The organism is Oceanimonas pelagia (assembly GCF_030849025.1).
In the GTDB taxonomy this organism is placed as follows: domain Bacteria; phylum Pseudomonadota; class Gammaproteobacteria; order Enterobacterales; family Aeromonadaceae; genus Oceanimonas; species Oceanimonas pelagia.
The window spans coordinates 2551644-2572317 of sequence record NZ_CP118224.1 but is presented as its reverse complement, the minus strand read 5'-3'; the positions used below and the strand labels follow the sequence as shown (position 1 = coordinate 2572317).

The following is a 20674-nucleotide window of genomic DNA, read 5'->3' as shown; positions in this document are numbered from 1 at the left end:
GCATGGAGTTCGATTTCATCATTGTCGGGGCCGGTTCGGCCGGCTGTATTCTGGCCAGCCGCCTGAGTGAGTCAGGACAGCATTCGGTGTTGCTGCTGGAAGCCGGAGAAAAGGACGGCTCGCCCTGGTTCAAACTGCCGGTCGGGTTTGCCAAGACCTATTACAACCCACGTTACAACTACATGTATTACAGTGAGGAAGACGCAGGCATGGCGGGGCGAAAGGTGTACGCTCCCCGGGGCAAGGTGCAGGGCGGCTCCGGCTCCATCAATGCGATGATCTATGTGCGCGGTCAGGCCTCGGACTTCGACGACTGGGCGGCGGCCGGCAACGAGGGCTGGAGCTACCGGGAGGTGTTGCCCTACTTCAAGAAGCTGGAGCAACATCCGGCCGGCGACACCGAGTTTCACTCTTCCAGTGGGCCTATCGGCATCACGCCGATGAAAGGACGAACTCACCCGGTCTGCGATTATTATCTGCGGGCAGCCGAGCAGCTGGGCTGGCCGCTGAATGATGATTTCAACGGTGCCGGGGTGGAGGGTGCCGGCATCTATGAAACAAATATTCGCAATGGTCAGCGTGACTCCAGCAATACCGCCTATCTGAAGCCGGCGTTGAGCCGGCCTAATCTCAGCTTGCAGCGGGTAAGCATGGTGCAGCGGGTACTGGTTGACGAACAGCAAAGGGCGACGGGCGTTGAGGTGCTGCACCAGGGACGTGTGCAGCAAATCCGGGCCCGGCGGGAGGTGATCCTGTCGGCCGGCGCAGTGGATTCTCCCAAGCTGCTGCAGTTGTCCGGTATCGGTGATCAGGCAATGCTCACCCGGCATGGTATCGAGGTGCGCAGCCACCTGCCGGCGGTGGGGGAGAACCTGCAGGATCACCTCTGCGTCAGCTATTACTACCGAGCCAATATGAAAACCCTGAACGATACCTTCCGCTCGTTCTGGGGTAAGGCCTGGTCCGGACTCGAATATCTGATCAACCGTTCGGGACCACTGTCGATGAGTGTCAATCAGGCTGGGGGGTTTTTCCGGGGCAGTGATGCCGAGCCGGCGCCCAATATCCAGCTCTACTTCAATCCCATGTCCTACCGGATACCTAAGGATCCCAATGCAAAACTGGAGCCGGAGCCTTATTCCGGTTTCCTGGTGGCGTTCAATGCCTGCCGCCCGACCAGCCGAGGCCGCATTGAACTGGCATCGAGCAACCCGCAGGACGCCGCCTTGATCAGGCCCAATTACCTGTCGACCGACAAGGACGTTAACGAGGTCATCCAGGGCAGTCGCCTGATCCGGACCCTGATGCAGGCGCCCGCGCTGCGGGAGATTACCGCCGAAGAAGTGCTGCCCGGACCGGCGGTCGAGAGTGAGGAGGACATGCTGGCGTACTTTCGCGAGAACGGAGGCTCCATCTATCACCTGTGCGGTTCCTGCGCCATGGGGCCGGATCCCCGAACCGCGGTGGTTGACAGCCGCTTGCGGGTGCACGGGCTCAACGGGCTCAGGGTGATCGATGCCTCGGTTTTCCCCAATATCACCTCGGGCAATACCAACGCTGCCACCATGATGGTGGCGGAAAAGGGCGCCGACATGGTGCTTGCCGATCATGCCGCCTGCTAATCACAAGATGGATGAAGGATTATGACAAACGCGAAAAGAATCAAACCCTTGGTGTTCTGGCCTCCGTTCTTGCTACTGATGGCGGCGGTCGCCATGAGCTTTGCCGATCTGGAGACCTTCCTCGGAGTGACCTCGGCCATCAACGGCTGGATCCTGAACCACTTCTCCTGGTTGTTCAGCCTGGGAACCCTGCTTATGGTCGTGACCTGTGCCTGGGTGTTTTTTTCACCCCTTGGCAAGGTGCGCATTGGCGGTGAAAATGCCACGCCACTGATCAGCCGGTGGCGCTGGTTCTCCATTGCACTCTGTACTACGGTGGCGATCGGTATTCTGTTCTGGGCGACGGCCGAGCCCATGTACCATCTGCACAGTCCGCCCGCGTCGCTCGGCCTGGAGCCCGGATCGGCCGATGCGGCCCAGTTCGCTATTTCGACCATGTTTCTGCATTGGTCCTTTACCCCCTATGCCATCTATACGGTACCGGCATTGATGTTTGCGCTGGCCCACTATAACCTCGGCAAGCCGTTTTCACTGGGCTCCGCGCTCAGCCCGCTGTTCGGTGATCGCATGCTGGGCAAACCGGGTCACCTGATCGATGCGCTGGCGCTCTATGCGCTGGTGGCTGGCATGTCGGCGTCACTCGGTACCGGCGTGCTGACCCTGGCCGGCGGCCTGGACAACATGTTGTCGATCGGCACCGGACCTGTGGTGCTGGGGGCTATCACCCTGTTGATAGTGGTCAGCTTTATCCTGTCGGCGGCCAGTGGCCTGAAGAAGGGGATAGCCATGCTGTCGAGCCTCAATACCCGTATCTTTTTCCTGATCTGCGGTTTCGTGTTCGTGTGTGGCCCGACCACCTGGATACTGTCGATGGGGGTCGAGGGACTGGGAGTGTATTTCGGTAACTTCATCGAAAAGAGTCTGTTTACCGGTGCGGCTTCGGGTGATCAGTGGCCGCAGTGGTGGACCATCTTCTACTGGGCCAACTGGCTGGCCTGGGCGCCCATCACGGCCCTGTTCCTGGGCAAGATTTCCCGGGGATATACGGTCCGCGAGTTCCTGGTGATCAACATGATGTTGCCGGCCCTGTTTGCCTGCGTCTGGATGTCGATTTTCAGTGGTACCGCTCTGAGCATGGACATGAATGGCGATGGCCTGCTCAACAAGGCCCTGCAGGCTACCGGTGCCGAGTCTGTGGTCTATACCATGTTGGATAACCTGCCACTGGCGGGCATTACCGCGGCAGTGTTCATTTTTGTCTCCTTTCTGTCCTATGTGACGGCGGCGGACTCCAACACCGAAGCCATGAGCAACCTGTGTAGCGAAGACAGTGAAGCCAGCCTGTCCGGTGACACCCAGGCCCATGGCGCCAGTTTGAAGCTGAAGCTGATCTGGGGGGGCACCATCGGCTTTGTGGCCTGGGTCATGACCAGTTTTGCCGGGATCGACGGTATCAAGATGATGTCGAATCTGGGGGGCTTGCCGGCACTGCTGATTGTGCTGGGGTGCAACGCCGCCCTGATCCACTGCCTGCTGTCCGGACGCTTCCATAGCCGAGAGCCTGTTCGTCTGGATAATGCCCAGGCAGCCTGATCGCTGAACCTGCCTTATTGCCCGCACCGTGCTGATGCCGGTGCGGGCTTTTTTATTTGTCTCTTCAGCCGGTGATACCCCCATGAACACCATGTTGATTTTGTGTTATGACTTTTCGTCATGGTTGATCGCATTTATGTCATTTTGAAAATTTTCTCTGCTGAAGCATGCTTTCCGGCGATTGGAATCGTTGAAGGAATATTCGCCATATCGGTGAATAACGTTGCAGGGATTTATATGAAAAACATCAGACCCATTACCTTCTGGCCGGCATTTGCCTGCCTTGCCCTGACGGTTATCTACACCATCATCGACAAGCAGAACTTCATTGCCGGTACCTCAACGCTGAATAGCGTGATCATGGCCAACCTCTCCTGGCTGTTTAATCTCAGTGCCTTGTTGATGGTGTTTATCGCCGCCTATGCGTTTTGCTCGCCCATCGGCCGAGTGCGCATTGGCGGCGAAAAGGCCGCTCCCATGCTGACCCCGTTCCGCTGGTTTGCGGTTTCCTTAACCACCGTCATTGCCATGGGTATCCTGTTCTGGTCGGTGGCCGAGCCGGTGCTGCATTACCATGAACCGCCCAAGTATCTGGGAATCACTCCCGAAAGCGCCGAGTCGATGCGGTTTTCCATGTCCACCATCTTCGTGCACTGGACCATTACCCCATACAGCATCTATACCGTGGCTGGCCTGGCCTTTGCGCTGGCGTTTCACAACCTCAAGCTGCCCTTTTCCATCGGCTCCATGCTGCGTCCGCTGCTGGGCCACCGGGTGGATGGCATCGGTGGCCAGGTGATCGATGGGCTGGCGCTGTTCTCCGTGGTGCTGGGCATGTCCGCCACCCTGACTTCCGGCCTGCTGGTGATCGGCGATGGCATGGAGTCGGTACTGGGCATCGAGAAAAGCGTGACCGGATACGCGATCATCGCCATTGTTATTATCGGATCTGCCATCATGTCGGCTGCATCCGGCCTGTATCGCGGCATTCAGACCCTGGCGCGTATCAACACCTGGCTCTACTTCATCGGTGCTTTGTTCATCTTCATTGTGGGCCCGACCGTGTTCATCCTGTCGCTGGGGGTTGAGTCACTCGGGGTTTATCTGTCGGATTTCTTTGCCCGCAATCTGGTGACCGGCGCCTCCGGTAACGACCAGTGGCCGGGTTGGTGGACCGTGGCCTTCTTCGCCAGCTGGTTTGCCTGGGCCCCGCTCAGCTGCCTGTTCCTCGGCAAGATTGCCCGTGGCTACACGGTGCGTCAGTTCATCATCGTCAACCTGTTGCTGCCGTCCCTGTTCGGTTTCCTGTGGTTCAGCATCTTCAGTGGCTCTTCGTTGTATTTCGATACCACCCTGGGCGGCATCATGTATCAGGCCTACCAGGACCATGGCTTTGCCTCGGTGATTTATGTGCTGTTCGATCAGCTGCCCGGCAGCACCCTGCTCAGCGCGCTGTTTATCTTTGCCTGTTTCATCACCTTTATTACCGCGGCCGACTCCAATACCGATGCCATCGGTGGCCTTTGTATCAAGGGCGTGAATGCCGAAAACCTGAAATCGCCCTTGTGGGTCAAGGTCACCTGGGGCTGTGCCATCGCCTTTGTTGCCTGGATCAGTGCGAGTTATATCGGGGTCGATGCCATCAAGATGCTGTTCAACCTGTCGGGCGTACCGGGCATGTTGATTGTGCTGGGAGCGGGCTTTGCCTTTCTGAAACTGGCGCAACGGGTCCAGGTTAACGGCCAGACCGTGGAGCTGAAGCCGAGCGTGCTGGACGAGATGGAAGCCGGTGCCGAAGCCGGGCGTGCAGTACCGCTGGCGGGACTGGGACAGAAATAAACCATTCAACTTTGTAACACATGGAGTCGGGCTGACTCGGCTCCACCATTACCTTTGAGGATTTAACATGCAATACGTAAGACTCGGTCAGTCCGGCCTGAAAGTATCCCGTCTCTGCCTCGGCACCATGAACATGGGCTCCAAGCAGTGGAAACCCTGGATCTTTGACGAAAAGGAAAGTGAGCCCATTATCGCGCACGCCCTGGATATGGGCGTCAACTTCATCGATCTGGCAGACTTTTATTCCACCGGTGCCGGTGAGGAAGTGGTGTGCAACGTGCTGCGCCGCATTGCCCGGCGCGACGAGCTGGTTATCACCACCAAGGTGGGCTACGCCATGAGCGATGACATCAATGCCCGGGGGCACTCGCGCAAGCATATCTTCGATGCCATCGATGCTTCGCTCAAGCGCATGGGCATGGATTATGTCGACATCTACATGCTGCATTATTTCGATACCGAAACCCCGGTGGAAGAAACCATGGGTGCCCTCAACGACATCGTGCTGGCCGGCAAGGCCCGCTATATCGGGGTGTCTACCATGTACACCTGGCAGCTGGCGAAGATCCTGCAGGTGTGTGACAAGAATGGCTGGGCCCGCCCGATCAACATGCAGCTGCAGCTGAACTGTGCCTACCGTGAAGAAGAGCGGGAGATGATTCCCTTCTGCATGGATCAGGGCATTGGCGTGTCGGTCTTCAGTCCGCTGGCCCGGGGCATTCTGACCAGCGATCTGCAGTCCACCCGTAACCAGACCGACTTCTTTACCGCCGAGATGTACAACGATCAGGCCTCCAGGGATATCGCCCACTCCGTGGCCAAGGTGGCCGACGCCCGCGGTTGCTTGCCGGCACAGGTGGCCCAGGCCTGGGTACTGCAGAAGCCGGAAGTGTCCTCCATGCTGGTGGGCGCCGACAGTCCGGCCCAGTTCGACAGTGCCCTGGCGGCCCTTGAAATGACCCTGACGGCAGACGAGCTTTACGAAATCGAGCGTAACTACACGCCCTGCGATCTGATCAACGACTACACCGCCGGCAAGCGCATTGCGCGCAGCCCGCGTCCGGCCCGGGCGCCCTTTATTGACTGAACATCCTCGAGTGTTTCTGTAGTACGTAGTTTTGCTTCAGGTCCCTTTTGCCCCGCTTGCCGGGGCTTTTTTATGGTACCTTGTTGTTGGTGCATGTGTCAGTTGGTCGTGAGGGAGTTAATCCGGGCTGATCTCACGCAGCCACTCGGTAAAGCGAATGACCTTGGCCAGTCCCTGGCGTTCGGCGTTGATATCCAGCCAGTATCCATAGGGGCCACTGACCTCTATGCTGCTGAAGGGCACCAGGGCACCTGATTGCAGCTCTCGGCTGATCATGTGTTTGTCGATAATGGCAAAACCAGCGCCGTTAACGGCGGCATTGGTCACCTGATCCAGGGTGCTGAATTCCATGCCGCGATTGGCATCAACCTGCTCGGTGAGGCCGGCGGCCTGCAGCCAGTTTTGCCACACCGGCAGCCGTTCGCCCTTGTGCAGTATGTGAAGCAGGCTGCCATCGGCTTTTTCCAGGTGTTGTGCCTGCTCGAGCAGTTCCGGCGCACAAACGGCGACGTGCTGCTCCAGCATGATCAGCTCACTGTAATGGCTGGGTCTGGCGGTGCGGCCAAAGCGAATACAGCAGTCAAACAGCTTGCTATCGACGTCACTATTATGAATGGACAGCTCCAACTCGGGGGAGTGCCGGTGCAAGCCGGCCAGGCGGGGAGCCAGCCAGCGGGTGGCAAAAGTGGGAGGCACCAGCAGCGCCAGCTTTTGCCGTTGTTTGGGATCCCGCAGCTCCTGCACTGCGCTTTCCATCAGGTTGAAAGACTGCTCCAGCTTGGCAAGCAGTTGCTTGCCAGACTCGGTCAGTTCCAGGTGGTGATGACGGCGAATGAACAGTGCCACTCCAAGGTAATCTTCCAGTTGCTTGATCTGCCGGCTGACCGCGCTCTGAGTGACATGCAACTGAGTTGCCGCCTGCGTGAAACTCAGGCACTTGCCAGTGGTTTCGAAAACGCGTAATGAGGTCAGTGCCGGTAATGAACGCATAAGGTTGCCCTTGGATAAAGCCACTTGGGAGCGGGAGTATATCTGAGCATACGCGACAGATCGTTTTTCCAGTGTTGATAATTTGCTGCATATCATGCTCCGTAACCAATTGAATAGTCGAACAAGGTGATTGTGTCAGCTGCACTCCTGGGCGTTGTTGATCAAATCAGAGCCGAGAAAGCCTGTTCCTATTGGGCTTGATGCCCTTAACTGACTGGCTGGCGAACGGGCATACCAAGTCCTATGACTCTGTTCATGACCTTAACCCCGGCCAGGATTTCACCGACCTGGCCGTTGTATTTGCGTAGGCTGAGCTTGGGGCTCACCAGCTGTTTGTAACGGGACATCGCCGTTTCTGCGGTAGCCAGAGGCACGTTTCCACTCAGCAAGGTTGCCTGATTTCGGTGCCGTCACGGCGTCGTTTCTCGGATGTCCTTCTTCCCAGTAGCCCGTATTTTTGCGCGGTGGGATGGTCGCTTTGCTGCCTTTTTTGAGCAGGAGTTGATGGCATTCCCGAGTATCATAAGCGCCGTCGCCCGACACCTGATGTAACTGCCGCCGCAACGGGTTGAGTAAGGGCGGCAAGACCTCGTTATCGGCCACATTCTCCAGGCTACCTCGGCGGCGATGACTTAGTGAGTACGGGCATCAACAGCCTTCATTATCTGGTGTTGTTTGAAGAGCAGCATATCTGCATTACGGCCCGCCACTCCAAACGCCTGGAAAAAACATGGACCCTGGAGGAAGTGGCGCGGCTGTCGCAGCTTATCGTGTCACCGTCCCGGGCCAATCTGCGTGGCTCTCATGATGAATGGTTTGCCCTGCAAGGCCTGAAACGCAATATCGTGATGTCGGTACCGAGCTTTTCGGCTGCCCCCGATATCATTGGGGCTACCGACATGATTTCATTTTATCCCTCCAGGTTGTTGCCCAACCCCAAGGTGGCTTCGCTGAAGCTGGATACCCTGACTCCCAAATTTGAAGTGATTGTGGCATGGCACAGCCGAACACGGCACAGCCCTCTGCATATATGGATGATTGAGCGACTAAAGGCGTTGTTCGTCCGTTAACTTTCCTTACAGTCGACCCCTTCGGACTTCAGCTCTTTTTCCAGCCACTCCACAAAGGTGGCTACACGTGCCCACCGCTCCTTATGGGGCGGAATGCTGAGATAGTAACGGGGCAGGGGAGGCAGCTGGGAGTCATCAATGTCGAACGGAATACAGAGCTCGCCGGCGGCCAGCATGCCTTGGGCATTGACCCGGTTGCCCAAGGCCACGCCAAGCCCCTGTGCCGCCGCTTCAAAGGCATGCAGGGAGTAACCCATCGATAAAAACGGCTGATCCTTCACCCAGGGAAAGTCCGCCAGAATGGACTTCCACGAGTTCAGGCGGCGCTCGGTTTCAATCAGTGTCAGCCCGCGCAGGCCTTCTATGTTGTGCAGCTGGTGTTTTTCAACATACTCGGGGCTGGCAAGGGCGACGATCTCGTCGTCAAGCAGCTGGCGTGTCGTGAAATGAGGGTCTGCTTCAAAGCGATACTCGATGGCGATATCGATGCCCTTTTCCTCCGGCTCCAGAATCATGCGATCCAGCAGGTGAACATCGTATTGAGGGCAGGCGGCAAAGAAGCTGGCCAGCCGTGGAATCAGTCACTTGGTGGTTAATGAAGGGGGCGCGGCTATGGTCAGGGTTTCACGGTTTTTCTTCTGCGAGGCAATGGCCGTGGCGCGGCCGATGGCCTGCAGGCTGGGACGAATCTCGGTCAGGTAATCGCGGGCCACCTCGGTCAACAGCAGATTGCGGCCTTTGCGTATAAAAAGGGGGGACTCTAGGGTCGCGGGTTCGAGTCCCGTCCGCTCCGCCATCATTAAAAGCCCTGAGTTAACGCTCAGGGCTTTTTTCATTTCTGCCTTCTCAAATCCGCACGCAGGCACCCTGCCTTCATTACCTTCGAAACCATATCGTGACCTGATATATTCCTGCAGAAAGATACCGGGGCAAGCCCGGCATGACGTTGTGTTAGGCCGGTATCAGTGGCTGGCCAGGCGGCTCAGGTAGGGCTGAAGGGAAAAACCAAGCTGTTTGCTGAGGGACCATTCCTGATCTTTCAGGGCCTTGGCGTTGGTCGTGGCGGCGACGGTGCCGGCGAACACCACCCAGTTACCGCTGCTGGTCAGGCAGGAGCGCACATCAGAAAAGTGCGTGTGCAACAGCCGCATAAAGTCATCGGTCTGGTGGCAATCCCAGCAGTTCAGCACCAGCCAACCACCGGCTTTGAGCTGGCGACGGCAGTTATTGAGAAACCCGACCGAGAACTGCTCACCTTCCGCATCGTCGGCGTTATACAGATCGCTGAAAATCACATCCAGCTTTTTGCCCTGATAATCCCGCATAAAGGCAAAGGCATCGGCTCTATGCAGCTGCATCCTTTTACCCTGAGGCAGCTGAAAGTAACGCTGTGCCGCTTCCATCACCGCGGGGCGCAGCTCCACCACCTGCTGTCTGAGGCCGGCCACACCGGCATGCAGACAGCTGTTCAGGGTGCCAGCACCCAGCCCCAGAGTCAGGGTGTGCTTGGGCGTGTTGAACAACAGCACCAGCAACATGGCTCTCACATATTCCAGCTGGGGCACATGGGGCTCACTCTTGTGCCAGCTGCTCTGGGCATCGGGGCCGCCAAAACTCAGGGTGCGCCTGCCTTCCGACTCCCACACGAGAATCGGGCCGTATTCATCCTGCGCGCTGAAAATTTCCTGCATAGAAAACCATTACCGCCAAACCGGCATTATTTGAAAGAAACAAGCCCCGGCCAAATGACCGGGGCTTGGGTTGTTCGGACCACTCAGTCCAGCAGCGCCTGGGCGATTTGCTGCCACTCTTCTTTGGTAGCACACTTGGGGCGTTTCTTGCCGGCGCGGCCATACCAGTAGTCGGCGTTCCACAGTACCCCTTCCACATGGTGCAGATAGGCGTGCACCCAGGCAGAGGGCTGGTCGCCGTTGTCACGAATGCATTCATGCGCTTCCTCCCACTGACCATTGGCATCCAGCCACAACGCGGTGAGGGCATCGGACAGGCCGGCTGGCGGCTGAGGCTGATTGAGTGAGGCGTGAAAAGCTTTGAAGTTCATGAAATGGCTCCCTGCGAATGCATTGAAAATTTGATGAGGGTCACAGTTTACCACAGCTGCATTTCGATCAGGATGTCGCCAGGATGATGGGTATAATGCGCGGCAAGGCAGACCTATAAAGGGAAACACCGATGAAGGGTATTTCAGTGGCCGAGCCGGGCTTTCACGAACTCGTTCTCGGCGGTGCCCGCTCGGGCAAGAGTCGTCTGGCTGAGCGGCTGGTGACAGCCGACGGTGGGTTGGTCACCTATATTGCCACCGCCACGGCGCAAGACGAGGAAATGACCGAGCGGATACGTCATCATCAAGGCCGGCGTCCACCTTATTGGACCCTGGTGGAAGAGCCTCTGGCACTGGCCAGAGTGCTGCAGGCTCATGCTGCCCCCGGGCATTGTGTGCTGGTGGACTGCCTGACTTTGTGGCTGACCAATCTGCTGTTATGCGAAGACACTCGCCGGCTGGAACGGGAAAAAACAGCGCTGCTGGAGACCCTGCCGTTATTGCCGGGGCGTATTGTTCTGGTCAGCAATGAGGTGGGGCAGGGCATAGTGCCGCTGGGGGAGCTGTCGCGGCGTTTTGTTGATGAGGCCGGCTGGTTGCACCAGGCCCTGGCCGAGGTGTGCGACAGAGTGATCTTTACCATTGCGGGCCTGCCCCAAATTCTGAAAGGCCCGTCATTGTAATTTTTACTGGGTATTCACCATGGTGAATTCCTGGCCCAACCGGCGAAAGGCGTTCAGCACCAGGCCATTATCTCGAATTTCCAGATAATGCAGCCGGCCGTCGGCATTCAGCACCAGGGTCAGTTGCTGGCCGGCCTGCAATCGGCTGAGGGGTTTGTAGGACGGCTCGGCACGCACCAGGGCGATCAGCTCCTGGCCGGGCAACTGCCAGTTGCGGAACAGGGAGGACAGGGTCTCTCCGGGCGCCAGAGTGTGATCGATACGCCGGCCACCGGCAGGCACATCAATCACGCGCTTGTCGGCATCGCTCAGGGGCACCGTCAGGCTGCCGGTCACCGGCGTTTGCGGGGCTGGCGGAGCGGGCTGCCAGCCCAGCAGCAGCAACCAGAGTGGAACTAATACCAGCAGCCCCAACCGGTGCAGGCGGGGCAGTCGTCCGAGCGTGGACAGCGCCTGCCCGAGCCCCCGGCGGGCCGGAAGGGTAAGCTGGTTGATTCGAGTGCCGAGCGACACTCCTTGATGGCCTCTGGCCGCACTTTTTCTTCTGGTCATGGTCCCTCCCTCGCGGCCACAAGTGTATCCAGCCCCCGAGAACTCCACAAGCCGCTGACCCCGCCTTTTTACGGCCGGTTCAGGGGAAGCGACAAGGCGTTTCGTCCGTGCGTCCCGGGTGCTAAAATAGCCACCACTTCACGTCCATGAGGCCTGTTTGGCCCCTTCACTCAACCAAGGCAGACAGAATGACAGTTAAAACACGGTTCGCTCCCAGTCCTACCGGCTTTCTTCATGTTGGCGGTGCCCGCACGGCCCTGTATTCCTGGCTTTACGCCCGCCACCATCAGGGCGAGTTCGTGCTGCGCATTGAAGACACGGATCTGGAGCGTTCCACCCAGGAAGCCATCGACGCCATTCTGGAAGGCATGAACTGGCTGGGCCTGACCTGGGACGAGGGTCCTTACTATCAGACCAAACGCTTTGATCGCTACAACCAGCTTATCGATCAGCTGCTGGCAGAGGGCAAGGCCTATAAATGCTATTGCTCCAGGGAGCGTCTCGACGCCCTGCGTGAAGCGCAGATGGCCGCCGGTGACAAGCCCCGTTACGATGGCATCTGTCGTGACCCCGATAATCATGGCGATGCCGATGCCCCCTATGTGATCCGCTTTAAAAACCCGGACGAGGGCTCTGTGGTGTTCGACGACCACGTGCGCGGCCGCATCGAAATCGCCAACGACCAGCTGGACGACCTGATCATTCGCCGCACCGACGGCGCCCCTACCTACAACTTCTGTGTGGTGGTGGACGACTGGGACATGGGCATTACCCACGTGGTGCGAGGGGAAGATCACATCAACAATACTCCCCGCCAGATCAACATTTACAAGGCCTTGGGGGCGCCGGTGCCGGAGTTTGCCCATGTTTCCATGATCCTGGGCGACGACGGCGCCAAGCTGTCCAAGCGCCACGGTGCGGTCAGCGTGATGCAGTACCGGGACGACGGTTACCTGCCCCAGGCTCTGCTCAACTACCTGGTGCGCCTGGGCTGGTCTCATGGCGATCAGGAGATCTTCAGCCTGGAGGAGATGATCTCCCGGTTTTCCCTGGATGCCATCAGCAAGTCGGCATCGGCCTTTAATACCGACAAACTGCTGTGGCTGAACCAGCACTATATGAAAACCCTGCCCGCCGAGGAAGTGGCCGGTCATCTGGAATGGCACATGCGGGATCAGGGTATCGACTTTGCTCAGGGGCCGGCGCTGGCCGAGGTGATAACCCTCTATGCCGAGCGCTGCAACACCCTGAAGGAGCTGGCGGCCCAGAGTCGTTACCTCTATGAAGACTTCAGCGAGTTCGAGGCCGGTGCCGCCAAAAAGCATCTGCGCCCGGTGGCCGCCGAGCCGCTGGCGCTGGCCCGCACTCGCCTGGCCGAACTGGCCGACTGGCAAGCCGCCGCCATTCACGAGGTGATCAACGCCGTGGCTGCCGAGCTGGAGCTGGGCATGGGCAAGGTGGGCATGCCGCTGCGGGTGGCGGTCACCGGCATTGGTCAGTCACCGGCCATCGACGGCGTCATGGCGCTGCTGGGCAAGGACAAGGTGCTGGCCCGCATCGACATGGCCCTGGCGTTTGTGGCCGAGCGTGCTCAAGGGTAAAACACAGCCGACAGCCATAGGCGGAAAGAAGAGCGGCGTTGCCTTTGGGGGCGCCGTTTTTTTTAATCCCCAATCTTTGGCGGAATGCACACTTTCTAATCCCATTGTTCAAAATTCGTCTGGTTGAACGGTTTTTTTTATTTGGTGGTTGACTCTGCACGGCCCTGTGCCTATTATGCGCCTCGCTCGCAGGGACAAGCTTCCTGCAACGACTTGAGCGGGGCTATAGCTCAGCTGGGAGAGCGCTTGCATGGCATGCAAGAGGTCGGCGGTTCGATCCCGCCTAGCTCCACCAATCAAGTCGAGAGCAGTTTCTGCCAAATGGGGTTATAGCTCAGCTGGGAGAGCGCTTGCATGGCATGCAAGAGGTCCGCGGTTCGATCCCGCGTAGCTCCACCAGGCGGCAGAAACAAACACCAGTAAAACAGCATTGTTTTGGGGCTATAGCTCAGCTGGGAGAGCGCTTGCATGGCATGCAAGAGGTCGGCGGTTCGATCCCGCCTAGCTCCACCAAAACAATCTGACCGAATTTGGGGCTATAGCTCAGCTGGGAGAGCGCTTGCATGGCATGCAAGAGGTCGGCGGTTCGATCCCGCCTAGCTCCACCAAATTTCAGAAAGCCGCAGTCAAGCACTGCGGCTTTTTTCGTTCTGGCCTTTTCCTGTTCCCCTGCGCACAATAAAAACAAACTCGAACGAGACTGTTTTTATGGAGCATTTTGATCATATCTTTGCGCGCGCCTGTGCCCGGCATGGCGGCGAGGCTGCGCTGCGCCGGCTGATCGCCACCCCGCTACTGAGCGCCGGCGAGCTGGCCGCCATTCCCGACGATCGCTGGTTGTCTTCCTTTACCATGAGCCTGTTTCAGTCCGGTTTTGTGTGGAAGGTCATTCGCGACAAATGGCCTAACTTTGAACGGGCCTTCTTCGGCTTTGATCCTCACAAAATGCTGTTGCTGGACGAGCAGCACCTGGAACGGCTCAATCAGGATCCCAGCATAGTGCGCCATGGGAAGAAGATTGCCGCCGTGCCGGTGAATGCTCAAATGGTGCTGGAGCTGGGCCAGCCCCATGGTGGCTTTGGTGCCTTTGTGGCAAGCTGGCCATCGACCGAGGTGGTGGGCCTGTGGCAGCAAATCCGCCAGCACGGAAAATTGCTGGGTGGCAATATTGCGCCTTATGCCCTGCGCCGGCTGGGGGTGGATACCTTTCTCTTTACCGGGGACGTCAGCGCCTACCTTCAGCACCACGGGGTGGTGGATGCGGCACTGGGCAGCCGGAAAGGCATGAGTCAGGCTCAGGCCGCCTTCAATACCTGGCGGGAGCAAAGCGGCCTGAGCCTGAGTGAAATCAGCAAGACCATCGCCTTTTCCATCGGTTAAAGGTAAGGCCTAAGAAACTCGCTTACCTGCTTGGCGATCAGCGGCTGGGCGGCGGCGGTGGGGTGAATGCCGTCGTCCATCATCATGCCCTGCCGGCCAATCAGCGGTGCCACGAAAAACGGCAGCAGCGGCACGTCGTGCTGGGCCGCGAGCCGGCTGAAGACCCCCTCGAACTGCTGCAGGTAGCGCCGGCCGTAGTTGGGTGGCAATTGTATGTCGGTGAGAATGACCCGGGCACCGGCGCTGTTGGCCAGCTCGATCAGCCGCTCGAGGTTGCGTTCAATGTGCCCGGGGGGCAGGCCGCGCAGACCGTCGTTGCCGCCCAGCTCCAGCAGCACCAGGCTGGGACGGTGCCGTTGCAGCAGGGGCGGCAGCCGTTGCAGCCCGCCCTGAGTGGTATCGCCGCTGACGCTGGCGTTGACCACGGTCACCTGCCGGCCTTCCTGCCGCCACTGCTCGGCCAGCAGATGAGGCCAGGCCTCATCTGCGCGCATGCGATAGCCGGCACTCAGGCTGTCGCCCAGAATAAGCAGGGTGTCGGCGAGGGTGACGGGCGACACCAGACAGAGCAGCAACACAAGGATCCGCAGCATGACAACCTCTTCCATTATTCGCGTGGTGGAACTCGCCCACAGGGTCAGCCTGGGCGACGAGCGAATCACCATCCTTCAGGGTGTCAACCTGGAAGTCAAGGCCGGGCAGCGGCTGGCACTGGTCGGGGCCTCGGGATCGGGCAAGTCCACCCTGCTGGGGCTGCTGGCCGGGCTCGATACTGCCAGCCAGGGCGAAATTTATATCGCCGGTCAACCCCTGCATGCTCTGAACGAAGAGCAGCGGGCGGCGCTCAGGGCCCGGCATATCGGCTTTGTGTTCCAGTCCTTTTTGCTGTTGCCCACCCTGACCGCCCTGGAAAACGTCATGCTGCCCGCCGAGCTGAAAGGGGAAACCGGTAACCGGGAGCGGGCCATGCACCTGCTGGAACAGGTGGGGCTGGCCGACAGAGTACGGCATTTTCCCGCCCAGCTTTCCGGCGGCGAGCAGCAGCGGGTGGCCATTGCCCGGGCCTTTATGACAAATCCCGGCATTCTGCTGGCGGACGAGCCCACCGGTAACCTGGATCACCGCACCGGCGGGCGCATTATCGAGCTGCTGTTCGAGCTTAACCGCCAGCACGGCACTACCCTGGTGATCGTGACCCACGATGAATCCCTGGCCGGGCGCTGTGAACGCCGCCTGCTGATGACCGCCGGTCGTCTGGAGGAGCAGCATGGCTAGCCTGGGCTGGGGGCTGATCGGACGGGAAGTGGCCAGCGGGCCGCTCAGGCTGTTTGTGCTGGCGCTGGCACTGTGTGTGGCCAGTATTCTCAGCGTGACCCTGGTGGCGGACCGGCTTAACGCCGCGCTCACGGTGTCGGGACGGGATTACATTGCCGCCGACCGGGTGCTGGCGGGCAGCCGGCCCGCCGAGCCTGGCTGGCTGGCCGAGGCGCAGCGCCGTGGTCTGGCGGTGTCGGTGGGCCAGTCCTTTAACAGCGTGCTGTTTGCCAGCGAGCAATTGCAGCTGGCCAGTATTCGTGCCGTGGACGATGCCTTTCCCTTTTACGGCGAACTGGTGCTGGCGCCGGCGGGAAAAGTGCGGCCGGGCCATATCTGGCTGTCGGCCCGGTTGCTGGCACTGCTGAAGGTGACGCCAGGGGAGGTGGTGGAGCTGGGCAACCTTCGGCTGACCGTGGCCGGCGAACTGGTGAGCGAGCCGGATCAGGGCTTCTCTCCCTTTTTGCTGGCCCCACGGGCGCTCATGCACCTGGATGACGTGGCCGCCACCGGCATTTTTATGGCAGGCAGCCGCAGCCGCTACCGCTATCTGTTCAAGGGCGACGACAAGGCCCTGACGGACTACGCCCGCTGGCTGCAGCCCCGGTTGCAGCAGGGGCAGCGCTGGCGCGGCCCCGATAACGCCGACACCCCGGTGGCCCGCTCCATCACCCGGGCCGAGCAGTTCTTTCGGCTGGCCTCGCTCACCGGCGTGCTGCTGGGCATTCTGGCCATGGCCATTGCCCTGGGCTATTTCTCCCGCCGGGAGCAGGATCGCATCGCCCTGCTCAAGACCCTGGGAGCAGGGCGGCGGCAGTTGCTGGCCTGGTTGGGACGGCTGCTTACCGGGCTGATGCTGCTGGGTGCCCTGCTCGGCGCGGTGGCGGGTTATGGCGTGCATCAGCTGATTTTGCTGGCCCTGGGCGACGCCATGGCGGTACCGCTGCCGCCGCCTTCGCTCAGGCCCTTTGTGGTGGCCGCCGGCCTGGCGCTGCTCACCACCGTGATGCTGTCGGTGGTACCCCTGCTGCGGCTGCTGGAGGTCCCTCCACTCAGGGTGTTGCGCAATGAGGCCGAGGCGCGTATTTCCCCCTGGCTCAGCGCCGGCATTCTGCTGGCGGGCACCGTGGCACTGAGCTGGCTGTTTGCCGGCAGCATGGGACTGGCCGCGGGCCTGTTGCTCGGACTGGTGGCCCTGGTCTTGTTGCTGGGTACCCTGTGCCGGGGCCTGCTGGCGCTGGCCCGCTTGCCCAGAGGCTCGGTGGCGCTCCGGCTGGCCCTGAGCCGGCTGGAGCGGACAAGGCTGGCCACCCTGCTGCAGTTTGGCGGGGTAGCGCTGGCGCTGTTTCTGGCCAGTCTGTTGTGGGTGGTGCGGGGCGAGCTGACCGACGGTTTTCTGGCCCGGTTGCCGGACGATACCCATAACCGGTTTCTGATCAATATCGCCGAGCATGAGCTGACGCCGGTGCGGCAGGTGCTGGCCGATAACGGCCTCGACTCGTCCCGTTTTTACCCCATCGTGCGCGGGCGCCTGGTGCAGGTAAATGAGGTGCCGGTGGCAGAGATCAGCAGCGAGCGGGGAGGCGGCCTGGGCCGTGAGCTCAACCTTACCTGGAGCGCTGAGGCCCCCGAGGGCAACCGCATTATTGATGGCGCATGGTCGGCGGCCGCCGGCGGCGTGTCGGTGGAAAGCGGACTGGCGGAGCGGCTGGGCCTGGTACTCGGAGACAGTCTCACCCTGGATCTGGCCGGGCAAACGGTATCGGCCGAGGTGCGCAGCATTCGCGAGGTGGACTGGGACAGCATGAAACCCAACTTCTATCTGGTGCTGAGCCCGGACGTGCTGGCCGATTATCCGGCGGCCTGGATGGCGAGCTTCTATCTGCCCGAGCAGAAAAGGGCGGTGGAAGTCGAGCTGATCCGCGCCTTTCCCACCATTACCGTGTTTGATGTGGATGCCCTGTTGCAGCAGTTGCGCACCATACTGGCCCAGGTCAGCCAGGCATTGCTGGTGATCATGGCGTTGGTCACCGGTGCCAGCCTGCTGGTACTGCTGGCTCAGGTGGAAGCCACCCTGGAAAGCCGGCGGCGCGAGCTGGTGCTGCTGCGCACCCTGGGGGCGGGCAGCCGGCTGATCCGGGCCTCGCTACGCTGGGAATGGCTGGGAGCGGGCCTGGTGGCCGGCCTGGCGGCGGCGCTGGCGGTGGAGCTGTGTGTGGCGGTGTTGCTGCCCGGGTGGCTGGATCTGCCCTGGCAGCCGCATCCGGGTTTGTGGCTGGCGTTGCCGGCGCTGGGGGCCGGCCTGTTGCTGCTTACCGGCCGTGCCGGCGGCCTGCTCCGTGGCGTCCTGATGAACCGGTTACGGCGGTGGGGTTAACGCCGCCGTGGCGCGCTCAACGTTTCCTTTAACGCCTTGTCGAGGGTGGGGTAGCGAAAGTGAAAGCCGGCCTGCTGCAGCCGCACCGGCATGACCCGCTGGCCGGTAAGCAGCAGATCGGCCATTTCGCCAAACAGCAGCCTCATGGCCCAGGCCGGCACCCGGGCGAAATGGGGCTTGCCCAGGTTGCCCGCCAGGCATTTGCTGAACTGGGCATTGGTGATCGGCTCCGGGGCGGTGGCGTTAAAGGGGCCGCTGCATTCCTCGTGCTCCAGCAAAAACAGGATCAGGTTGACCACGTCTTCAATGTGGATCCACGACATATACTGCCTGCCCGAACCGATGGGGCCGCCGAGGCCAAAGCGGTAGCTCGGCAGCATCTTCACCAGGGCGCCGCCCTCGGCGCCCAGCACCACGCCCAGGCGGATCAGACAGACCCGGGTGCGTTCGGTTTCCGCCCGTTGTGCCAGCTCTTCCCAGCGGGCGCATACCTCGTGGCTGAATTCCGGATGGGGGTGGGTATCTTCGTCCACCAGGGTATCGCCCTGACGGCCATAAAAACCCACCGCCGAGCCGCTGATCATGACCGCCGGCGGGTTGCTGCCGGCACGCAGCTTTTCCACCAGTTGCTCGGTAAGGTGCCAGCGGCTGTGGCAGATACGCTCTTTCTGGGCCGGGCTCCAGCGCTTGTCGGCAATGGGCTCGCCGGCCAGGTTGATCACGGCGTCGAAACGGTCGAGATCGGCCAGTTCGTCGAGGGAGGTGAGGGCTTCAATATCGTGCCCCAGACGTTGATACACCTTATTGGGTGAACGGCTCAGTACCGACACCTGATGGTGCGGACGCAGGTGGCTCATCAGCCGGCTGCCGATAAAGCCGGTTCCTCCGGTAAGCAGTATCTTCATCGCGGGCTCCTTGAATGGCGGGGCCTGAGGGCCCCGCACCAGGCGCAGGTTATCCACATTATCTGTGAGTAAGTCTGTAGATTACCCCACCTTGTCAGGATAGTTGATTGATCTTAATAAAAAAATCAAAGGCGCGCAGGGATCCGGCAGGATCACTTCAGCGCGGCCAGGGCGGCCTCGTAGTTGGGCTCGTTGGTCAGCTCGGCCACCCGCTCAACATGGGTTACCTTGCCGTTTTCGTCGATGCATACCACGGCACGGGCAGACAGGCCGCGCAGGGCACCGTCGCTCAGGGCCACGCCGTAGTCGGCCAGGAACTCGGTGTGACGGAAGGCAGACGCCACCTGCACGTTTTCCAGGCCTTCGGCGGCGCAGAAGCGGCTGCCGGCAAAGGGCAGATCCATGGACACACACAGTACCTGAGTGTTGTCGAGGCCGGCGGCCTTTTCGTTAAAGGTGCGCACGCTGGTGGCGCACACGCCGGTGTCAATGCTGGGGAAGATGTTCAGCAGCACCTTCTTGCCCTTGAAATCGGCCAGCTTGATGTCGCTCAGATCGGCACCGGTCAGGGTGAAATCGGGGGCGGTCTGGCCTGCGGTGGGCAGCTGACCGGAAACGGCGACGGAATTACCCTGAAAAGTTACGGAAGACATTGAGACTCTCCTGATGATTGCGGGTTGTTGGTGATTGTTATCAGTATGAGTGACTAAGGTAGCAGTTTTCCTTTTGGGGAACAGCTTTTATCGTGCCACCAACCGCTTCGTTTGCGTCTTTTTATGCCCCCGGGAAGACGGCGGCAGCATGGACCGCGGTGAATCGGGTGGTCGAGCGGCAAGCCCGCTGCCGGTGCTGCCACCGCAGTGATGGCCGTCGGGCAAAGATCATTGCTCCATACCGAATCCGGTTCAGCGAAACGGATTCCGGCTCAGGGCCGCAATGACGGAGCAGCATCAAAGCTCTCTGATAAAGGACTTGTCCAGTTGCCTGAATGCCGAGTTCAGGGTCTCGCCCAGCTCAAAGTAGCGGGGGCGGGACACCGGTGCCTTGATTTCGCCGCCGGCGGCGGCCACCTTTTCGTGTATCTGTAAATACCATTCCCTCAGCGAGGGCGGCAGCCGCGTGTCGGCGCGCTTGCCCAGCCAGTAGTAGCCCTGCAGCGGCAGGCTGGCCAGAAACAGCACCGACGCCACCACGCTGGGCCAGTAGTGGGGAGCGCCGAACTGAAACTGCAGCAGCAGGCTCAGGGTGATCAGCGCCGGCATGGTTTTGATGCCGAAGCGGGTGGCGGCCATGATGCGGCATTCCGGGAACAGGGAAGCCAGCTGGCGTTCCTGGGGCCAGATGGTCAGGTATTCCTGGCCGCGATGCAGGGTGTGAGTGAAGGGACTCATATGTCCTCCAGGCAATACAGTCTGCCGTAGCTAACTTACAAAATAACGATGCAGGTCAAAAAAATGACCCAAGCTGACTGTTATTTTACCACAGACAAAAGGTTAATATTTCCCACCCTGCTGACCGGCGAACATGACGGTCGCATCATGGACGGTTTCTGGCCAGACTGCCCGTTGGTAAAGTGCCTTTCTCAAGGATAGAGTGAAA

General features: G+C 60.1%; 20 protein-coding genes, 4 tRNA genes and 1 pseudogene. 14 read left to right on the top strand and 11 right to left on the bottom strand.

The annotated features are described in order from the left end of the window. Nucleotides 1-2 precede the first annotated feature (2 nt). The 4 genes from PU634_RS12280 (at nt 3) to PU634_RS12265 (ending at nt 6141) form a co-directional block, all read left to right on the top strand. Nucleotides 3-1622, top strand: a complete 1620-nt coding sequence (locus PU634_RS12280; protein ID WP_306761099.1) for a GMC family oxidoreductase — start codon at nt 3-5, stop codon at nt 1620-1622. A 21-nt stretch (nt 1623-1643) separates the two neighbouring features. Beyond that, nucleotides 1644-3215: a BCCT family transporter gene (locus PU634_RS12275; protein WP_306761098.1), complete on the top strand. Its 1572-nt coding sequence runs from the start codon at nt 1644-1646 to the stop codon at nt 3213-3215. A gap of 237 nt (nt 3216-3452) precedes the next feature. Further along, entirely contained in the window at nt 3453-5054 is a 1602-nt protein-coding gene (locus tag PU634_RS12270) for a BCCT family transporter (protein ID WP_306761097.1), read from the top strand. Nucleotides 5055-5121: 67 nt separating this feature from the next. After that, the gene (locus PU634_RS12265; RefSeq protein WP_306761096.1) at nt 5122-6141 is read left to right on the top strand and encodes an aldo/keto reductase; all 1020 of its coding nucleotides are present in this window, start codon (nt 5122-5124) and stop codon (nt 6139-6141) included. Between the two features lie 117 nt (nt 6142-6258). Here PU634_RS12265 and PU634_RS12260 read toward each other — a convergent pair whose 3' ends face one another. Both PU634_RS12260 and PU634_RS12255 read right to left on the bottom strand, forming a co-directional pair. Beyond that, entirely contained in the window at nt 6259-7131 is an 873-nt protein-coding gene (locus PU634_RS12260) for a LysR substrate-binding domain-containing protein (RefSeq protein WP_306761095.1), read from the bottom strand. Nucleotides 7132-7337: 206 nt separating this feature from the next. Next, a pseudogene (locus PU634_RS12255) lies at nt 7338-7746 on the bottom strand (transposase); the annotation flags it as partial. Between the two features lie 20 nt (nt 7747-7766). On the opposite strand from PU634_RS12255, the gene PU634_RS12250 reads away from it, so the two are divergent. Further along, nucleotides 7767-8201 carry a LysR substrate-binding domain-containing protein gene (locus PU634_RS12250; protein ID WP_306761094.1) on the top strand — a complete coding sequence of 145 codons (435 nt, stop codon included), beginning with the start codon at nt 7767-7769 and terminating at the stop codon, nt 8199-8201. Here the strand turns inward: PU634_RS12250 and PU634_RS12245 are convergent. The 4 genes from PU634_RS12245 to PU634_RS12230 all read right to left on the bottom strand — a co-directional run bounded on the left by PU634_RS12245 (nt 8198) and on the right by PU634_RS12230 (nt 10263). After that, complete coding sequence (locus PU634_RS12245; RefSeq protein WP_306763687.1) at nt 8198-8770, bottom strand: LysR substrate-binding domain-containing protein; 573 nt, start codon at nt 8768-8770, stop codon at nt 8198-8200. The genes PU634_RS12250 and PU634_RS12245 overlap by 4 nt on opposite strands. A 12-nt stretch (nt 8771-8782) precedes the next feature. Further along, a complete protein-coding gene (locus PU634_RS12240) occupies nt 8783-9037 on the bottom strand; it encodes a LysR family transcriptional regulator (protein ID WP_306761093.1) in 255 nt (84 codons plus the stop codon). A 126-nt stretch (nt 9038-9163) separates the two neighbouring features. After that, entirely contained in the window at nt 9164-9892 is a 729-nt protein-coding gene (locus tag PU634_RS12235; RefSeq protein ID WP_306761092.1) for a spermidine synthase, read from the bottom strand. A gap of 83 nt (nt 9893-9975) precedes the next feature. Then, nucleotides 9976-10263: a hypothetical protein gene (locus PU634_RS12230; protein WP_306761091.1), complete on the bottom strand. Its 288-nt coding sequence runs from the start codon at nt 10261-10263 to the stop codon at nt 9976-9978. Between the two features lie 131 nt (nt 10264-10394). Between PU634_RS12230 and cobU the strand changes: the two genes are divergently transcribed. Then, nucleotides 10395-10946: a bifunctional adenosylcobinamide kinase/adenosylcobinamide-phosphate guanylyltransferase gene (gene cobU, locus PU634_RS12225; protein WP_306761090.1), complete on the top strand. Its 552-nt coding sequence runs from the start codon at nt 10395-10397 to the stop codon at nt 10944-10946. 3 nt (nt 10947-10949) lie between these two features. On the opposite strand, the gene PU634_RS12220 is transcribed toward cobU, so the two are convergent. Beyond that, nucleotides 10950-11498, bottom strand: coding sequence for a LysM-like peptidoglycan-binding domain-containing protein (locus tag PU634_RS12220; RefSeq protein WP_306761089.1), 549 nt, complete (start codon nt 11496-11498; stop codon nt 10950-10952). A 188-nt stretch (nt 11499-11686) separates the two neighbouring features. Here PU634_RS12220 and gltX point away from each other — a divergent pair, with 188 nt between their 5' ends. From gltX to PU634_RS12190, 6 genes are all read left to right on the top strand, one after another. After that, nucleotides 11687-13099 carry a glutamate--tRNA ligase gene (gltX, locus tag PU634_RS12215; protein WP_306761088.1) on the top strand — a complete coding sequence of 471 codons (1413 nt, stop codon included), beginning with the start codon at nt 11687-11689 and terminating at the stop codon, nt 13097-13099. Between the two features lie 219 nt (nt 13100-13318). Further along, a tRNA-Ala gene (locus PU634_RS12210) sits at nt 13319-13394 on the top strand. Between the two features lie 28 nt (nt 13395-13422). Next, nucleotides 13423-13498 (top strand) — tRNA-Ala (locus PU634_RS12205). A gap of 38 nt (nt 13499-13536) precedes the next feature. Then, nucleotides 13537-13612: transfer RNA gene (locus PU634_RS12200), tRNA-Ala, on the top strand. Nucleotides 13613-13631: 19 nt separating this feature from the next. Continuing rightward, nucleotides 13632-13707 (top strand) — tRNA-Ala (locus tag PU634_RS12195). A 100-nt stretch (nt 13708-13807) separates the two neighbouring features. Further along, nucleotides 13808-14479 carry a DNA-3-methyladenine glycosylase I gene (locus PU634_RS12190; protein WP_306761087.1) on the top strand — a complete coding sequence of 224 codons (672 nt, stop codon included), beginning with the start codon at nt 13808-13810 and terminating at the stop codon, nt 14477-14479. Here the strand turns inward: PU634_RS12190 and PU634_RS12185 are convergent. After that, nucleotides 14476-15072: an arylesterase gene (locus PU634_RS12185; RefSeq protein WP_306761086.1), complete on the bottom strand. Its 597-nt coding sequence runs from the start codon at nt 15070-15072 to the stop codon at nt 14476-14478. The two genes, PU634_RS12190 and PU634_RS12185, sit on opposite strands and share 4 nt — an antisense overlap. Between PU634_RS12185 and PU634_RS12180 the strand changes: the two genes are divergently transcribed. Both PU634_RS12180 and PU634_RS12175 read left to right on the top strand, forming a co-directional pair. Next, nucleotides 15071-15754, top strand: coding sequence for an ABC transporter ATP-binding protein (locus PU634_RS12180; RefSeq protein ID WP_306761085.1), 684 nt, complete (start codon nt 15071-15073; stop codon nt 15752-15754). The genes PU634_RS12185 and PU634_RS12180 overlap by 2 nt on opposite strands. After that, complete coding sequence (locus PU634_RS12175) at nt 15747-18170, top strand: ABC transporter permease (RefSeq protein ID WP_306761084.1); 2424 nt, start codon at nt 15747-15749, stop codon at nt 18168-18170. The genes PU634_RS12180 and PU634_RS12175 overlap by 8 nt, the downstream gene beginning before the upstream one ends. Here PU634_RS12175 and PU634_RS12170 read toward each other — a convergent pair. From PU634_RS12170 to yfbV, 3 genes are all read right to left on the bottom strand, one after another. After that, nucleotides 18167-19075: a TIGR01777 family oxidoreductase gene (locus PU634_RS12170; protein WP_306761083.1), complete on the bottom strand. Its 909-nt coding sequence runs from the start codon at nt 19073-19075 to the stop codon at nt 18167-18169. The genes PU634_RS12175 and PU634_RS12170 overlap by 4 nt on opposite strands. A 152-nt stretch (nt 19076-19227) precedes the next feature. After that, entirely contained in the window at nt 19228-19728 is a 501-nt protein-coding gene (tpx, locus tag PU634_RS12165; RefSeq protein ID WP_306761082.1) for a thiol peroxidase, read from the bottom strand. Between the two features lie 297 nt (nt 19729-20025). Further along, the gene (gene yfbV, locus PU634_RS12160) at nt 20026-20466 is read right to left on the bottom strand and encodes a terminus macrodomain insulation protein YfbV (RefSeq protein WP_306761081.1); all 441 of its coding nucleotides are present in this window, start codon (nt 20464-20466) and stop codon (nt 20026-20028) included. Nucleotides 20467-20674 lie beyond the last annotated feature (208 nt).

Bases quoted from the DNA above. Each gene is read 5' to 3' on its own strand.
- PU634_RS12270 (WP_306761097.1), top strand. From the start codon at position 3,453: ATGAAAAACATCAGACCCATTACCTTCTGGCCGGCATTTGCCTGCCTT.
- PU634_RS12190 (WP_306761087.1), top strand. From the start codon at position 13,808: ATGGAGCATTTTGATCATATCTTTGCGCGCGCCTGTGCCCGGCATGGC.
- PU634_RS12185 (WP_306761086.1), bottom strand. From the start codon at position 15,072: ATGCTGCGGATCCTTGTGTTGCTGCTCTGTCTGGTGTCGCCCGTCACC.
- yfbV (WP_306761081.1), bottom strand. From the start codon at position 20,466: ATGAGTCCCTTCACTCACACCCTGCATCGCGGCCAGGAATACCTGACC.
- PU634_RS12175 (WP_306761084.1), top strand. From the start codon at position 15,747: ATGGCTAGCCTGGGCTGGGGGCTGATCGGACGGGAAGTGGCCAGCGGG.
- PU634_RS12280 (WP_306761099.1), top strand. From the start codon at position 3: ATGGAGTTCGATTTCATCATTGTCGGGGCCGGTTCGGCCGGCTGTATT.
- cobU (WP_306761090.1), top strand. From the start codon at position 10,395: ATGAAGGGTATTTCAGTGGCCGAGCCGGGCTTTCACGAACTCGTTCTC.
- PU634_RS12180 (WP_306761085.1), top strand. From the start codon at position 15,071: ATGACAACCTCTTCCATTATTCGCGTGGTGGAACTCGCCCACAGGGTC.
- PU634_RS12275 (WP_306761098.1), top strand. From the start codon at position 1,644: ATGACAAACGCGAAAAGAATCAAACCCTTGGTGTTCTGGCCTCCGTTC.
- tpx (WP_306761082.1), bottom strand. From the start codon at position 19,728: ATGTCTTCCGTAACTTTTCAGGGTAATTCCGTCGCCGTTTCCGGTCAG.
- PU634_RS12170 (WP_306761083.1), bottom strand. From the start codon at position 19,075: ATGAAGATACTGCTTACCGGAGGAACCGGCTTTATCGGCAGCCGGCTG.
- PU634_RS12265 (WP_306761096.1), top strand. From the start codon at position 5,122: ATGCAATACGTAAGACTCGGTCAGTCCGGCCTGAAAGTATCCCGTCTC.
- PU634_RS12230 (WP_306761091.1), bottom strand. From the start codon at position 10,263: ATGAACTTCAAAGCTTTTCACGCCTCACTCAATCAGCCTCAGCCGCCA.
- PU634_RS12260 (WP_306761095.1), bottom strand. From the start codon at position 7,131: ATGCGTTCATTACCGGCACTGACCTCATTACGCGTTTTCGAAACCACT.
- gltX (WP_306761088.1), top strand. From the start codon at position 11,687: ATGACAGTTAAAACACGGTTCGCTCCCAGTCCTACCGGCTTTCTTCAT.
- PU634_RS12220 (WP_306761089.1), bottom strand. From the start codon at position 11,498: ATGACCAGAAGAAAAAGTGCGGCCAGAGGCCATCAAGGAGTGTCGCTC.
- PU634_RS12235 (WP_306761092.1), bottom strand. From the start codon at position 9,892: ATGCAGGAAATTTTCAGCGCGCAGGATGAATACGGCCCGATTCTCGTG.
- PU634_RS12240 (WP_306761093.1), bottom strand. From the start codon at position 9,037: ATGAAAAAAGCCCTGAGCGTTAACTCAGGGCTTTTAATGATGGCGGAG.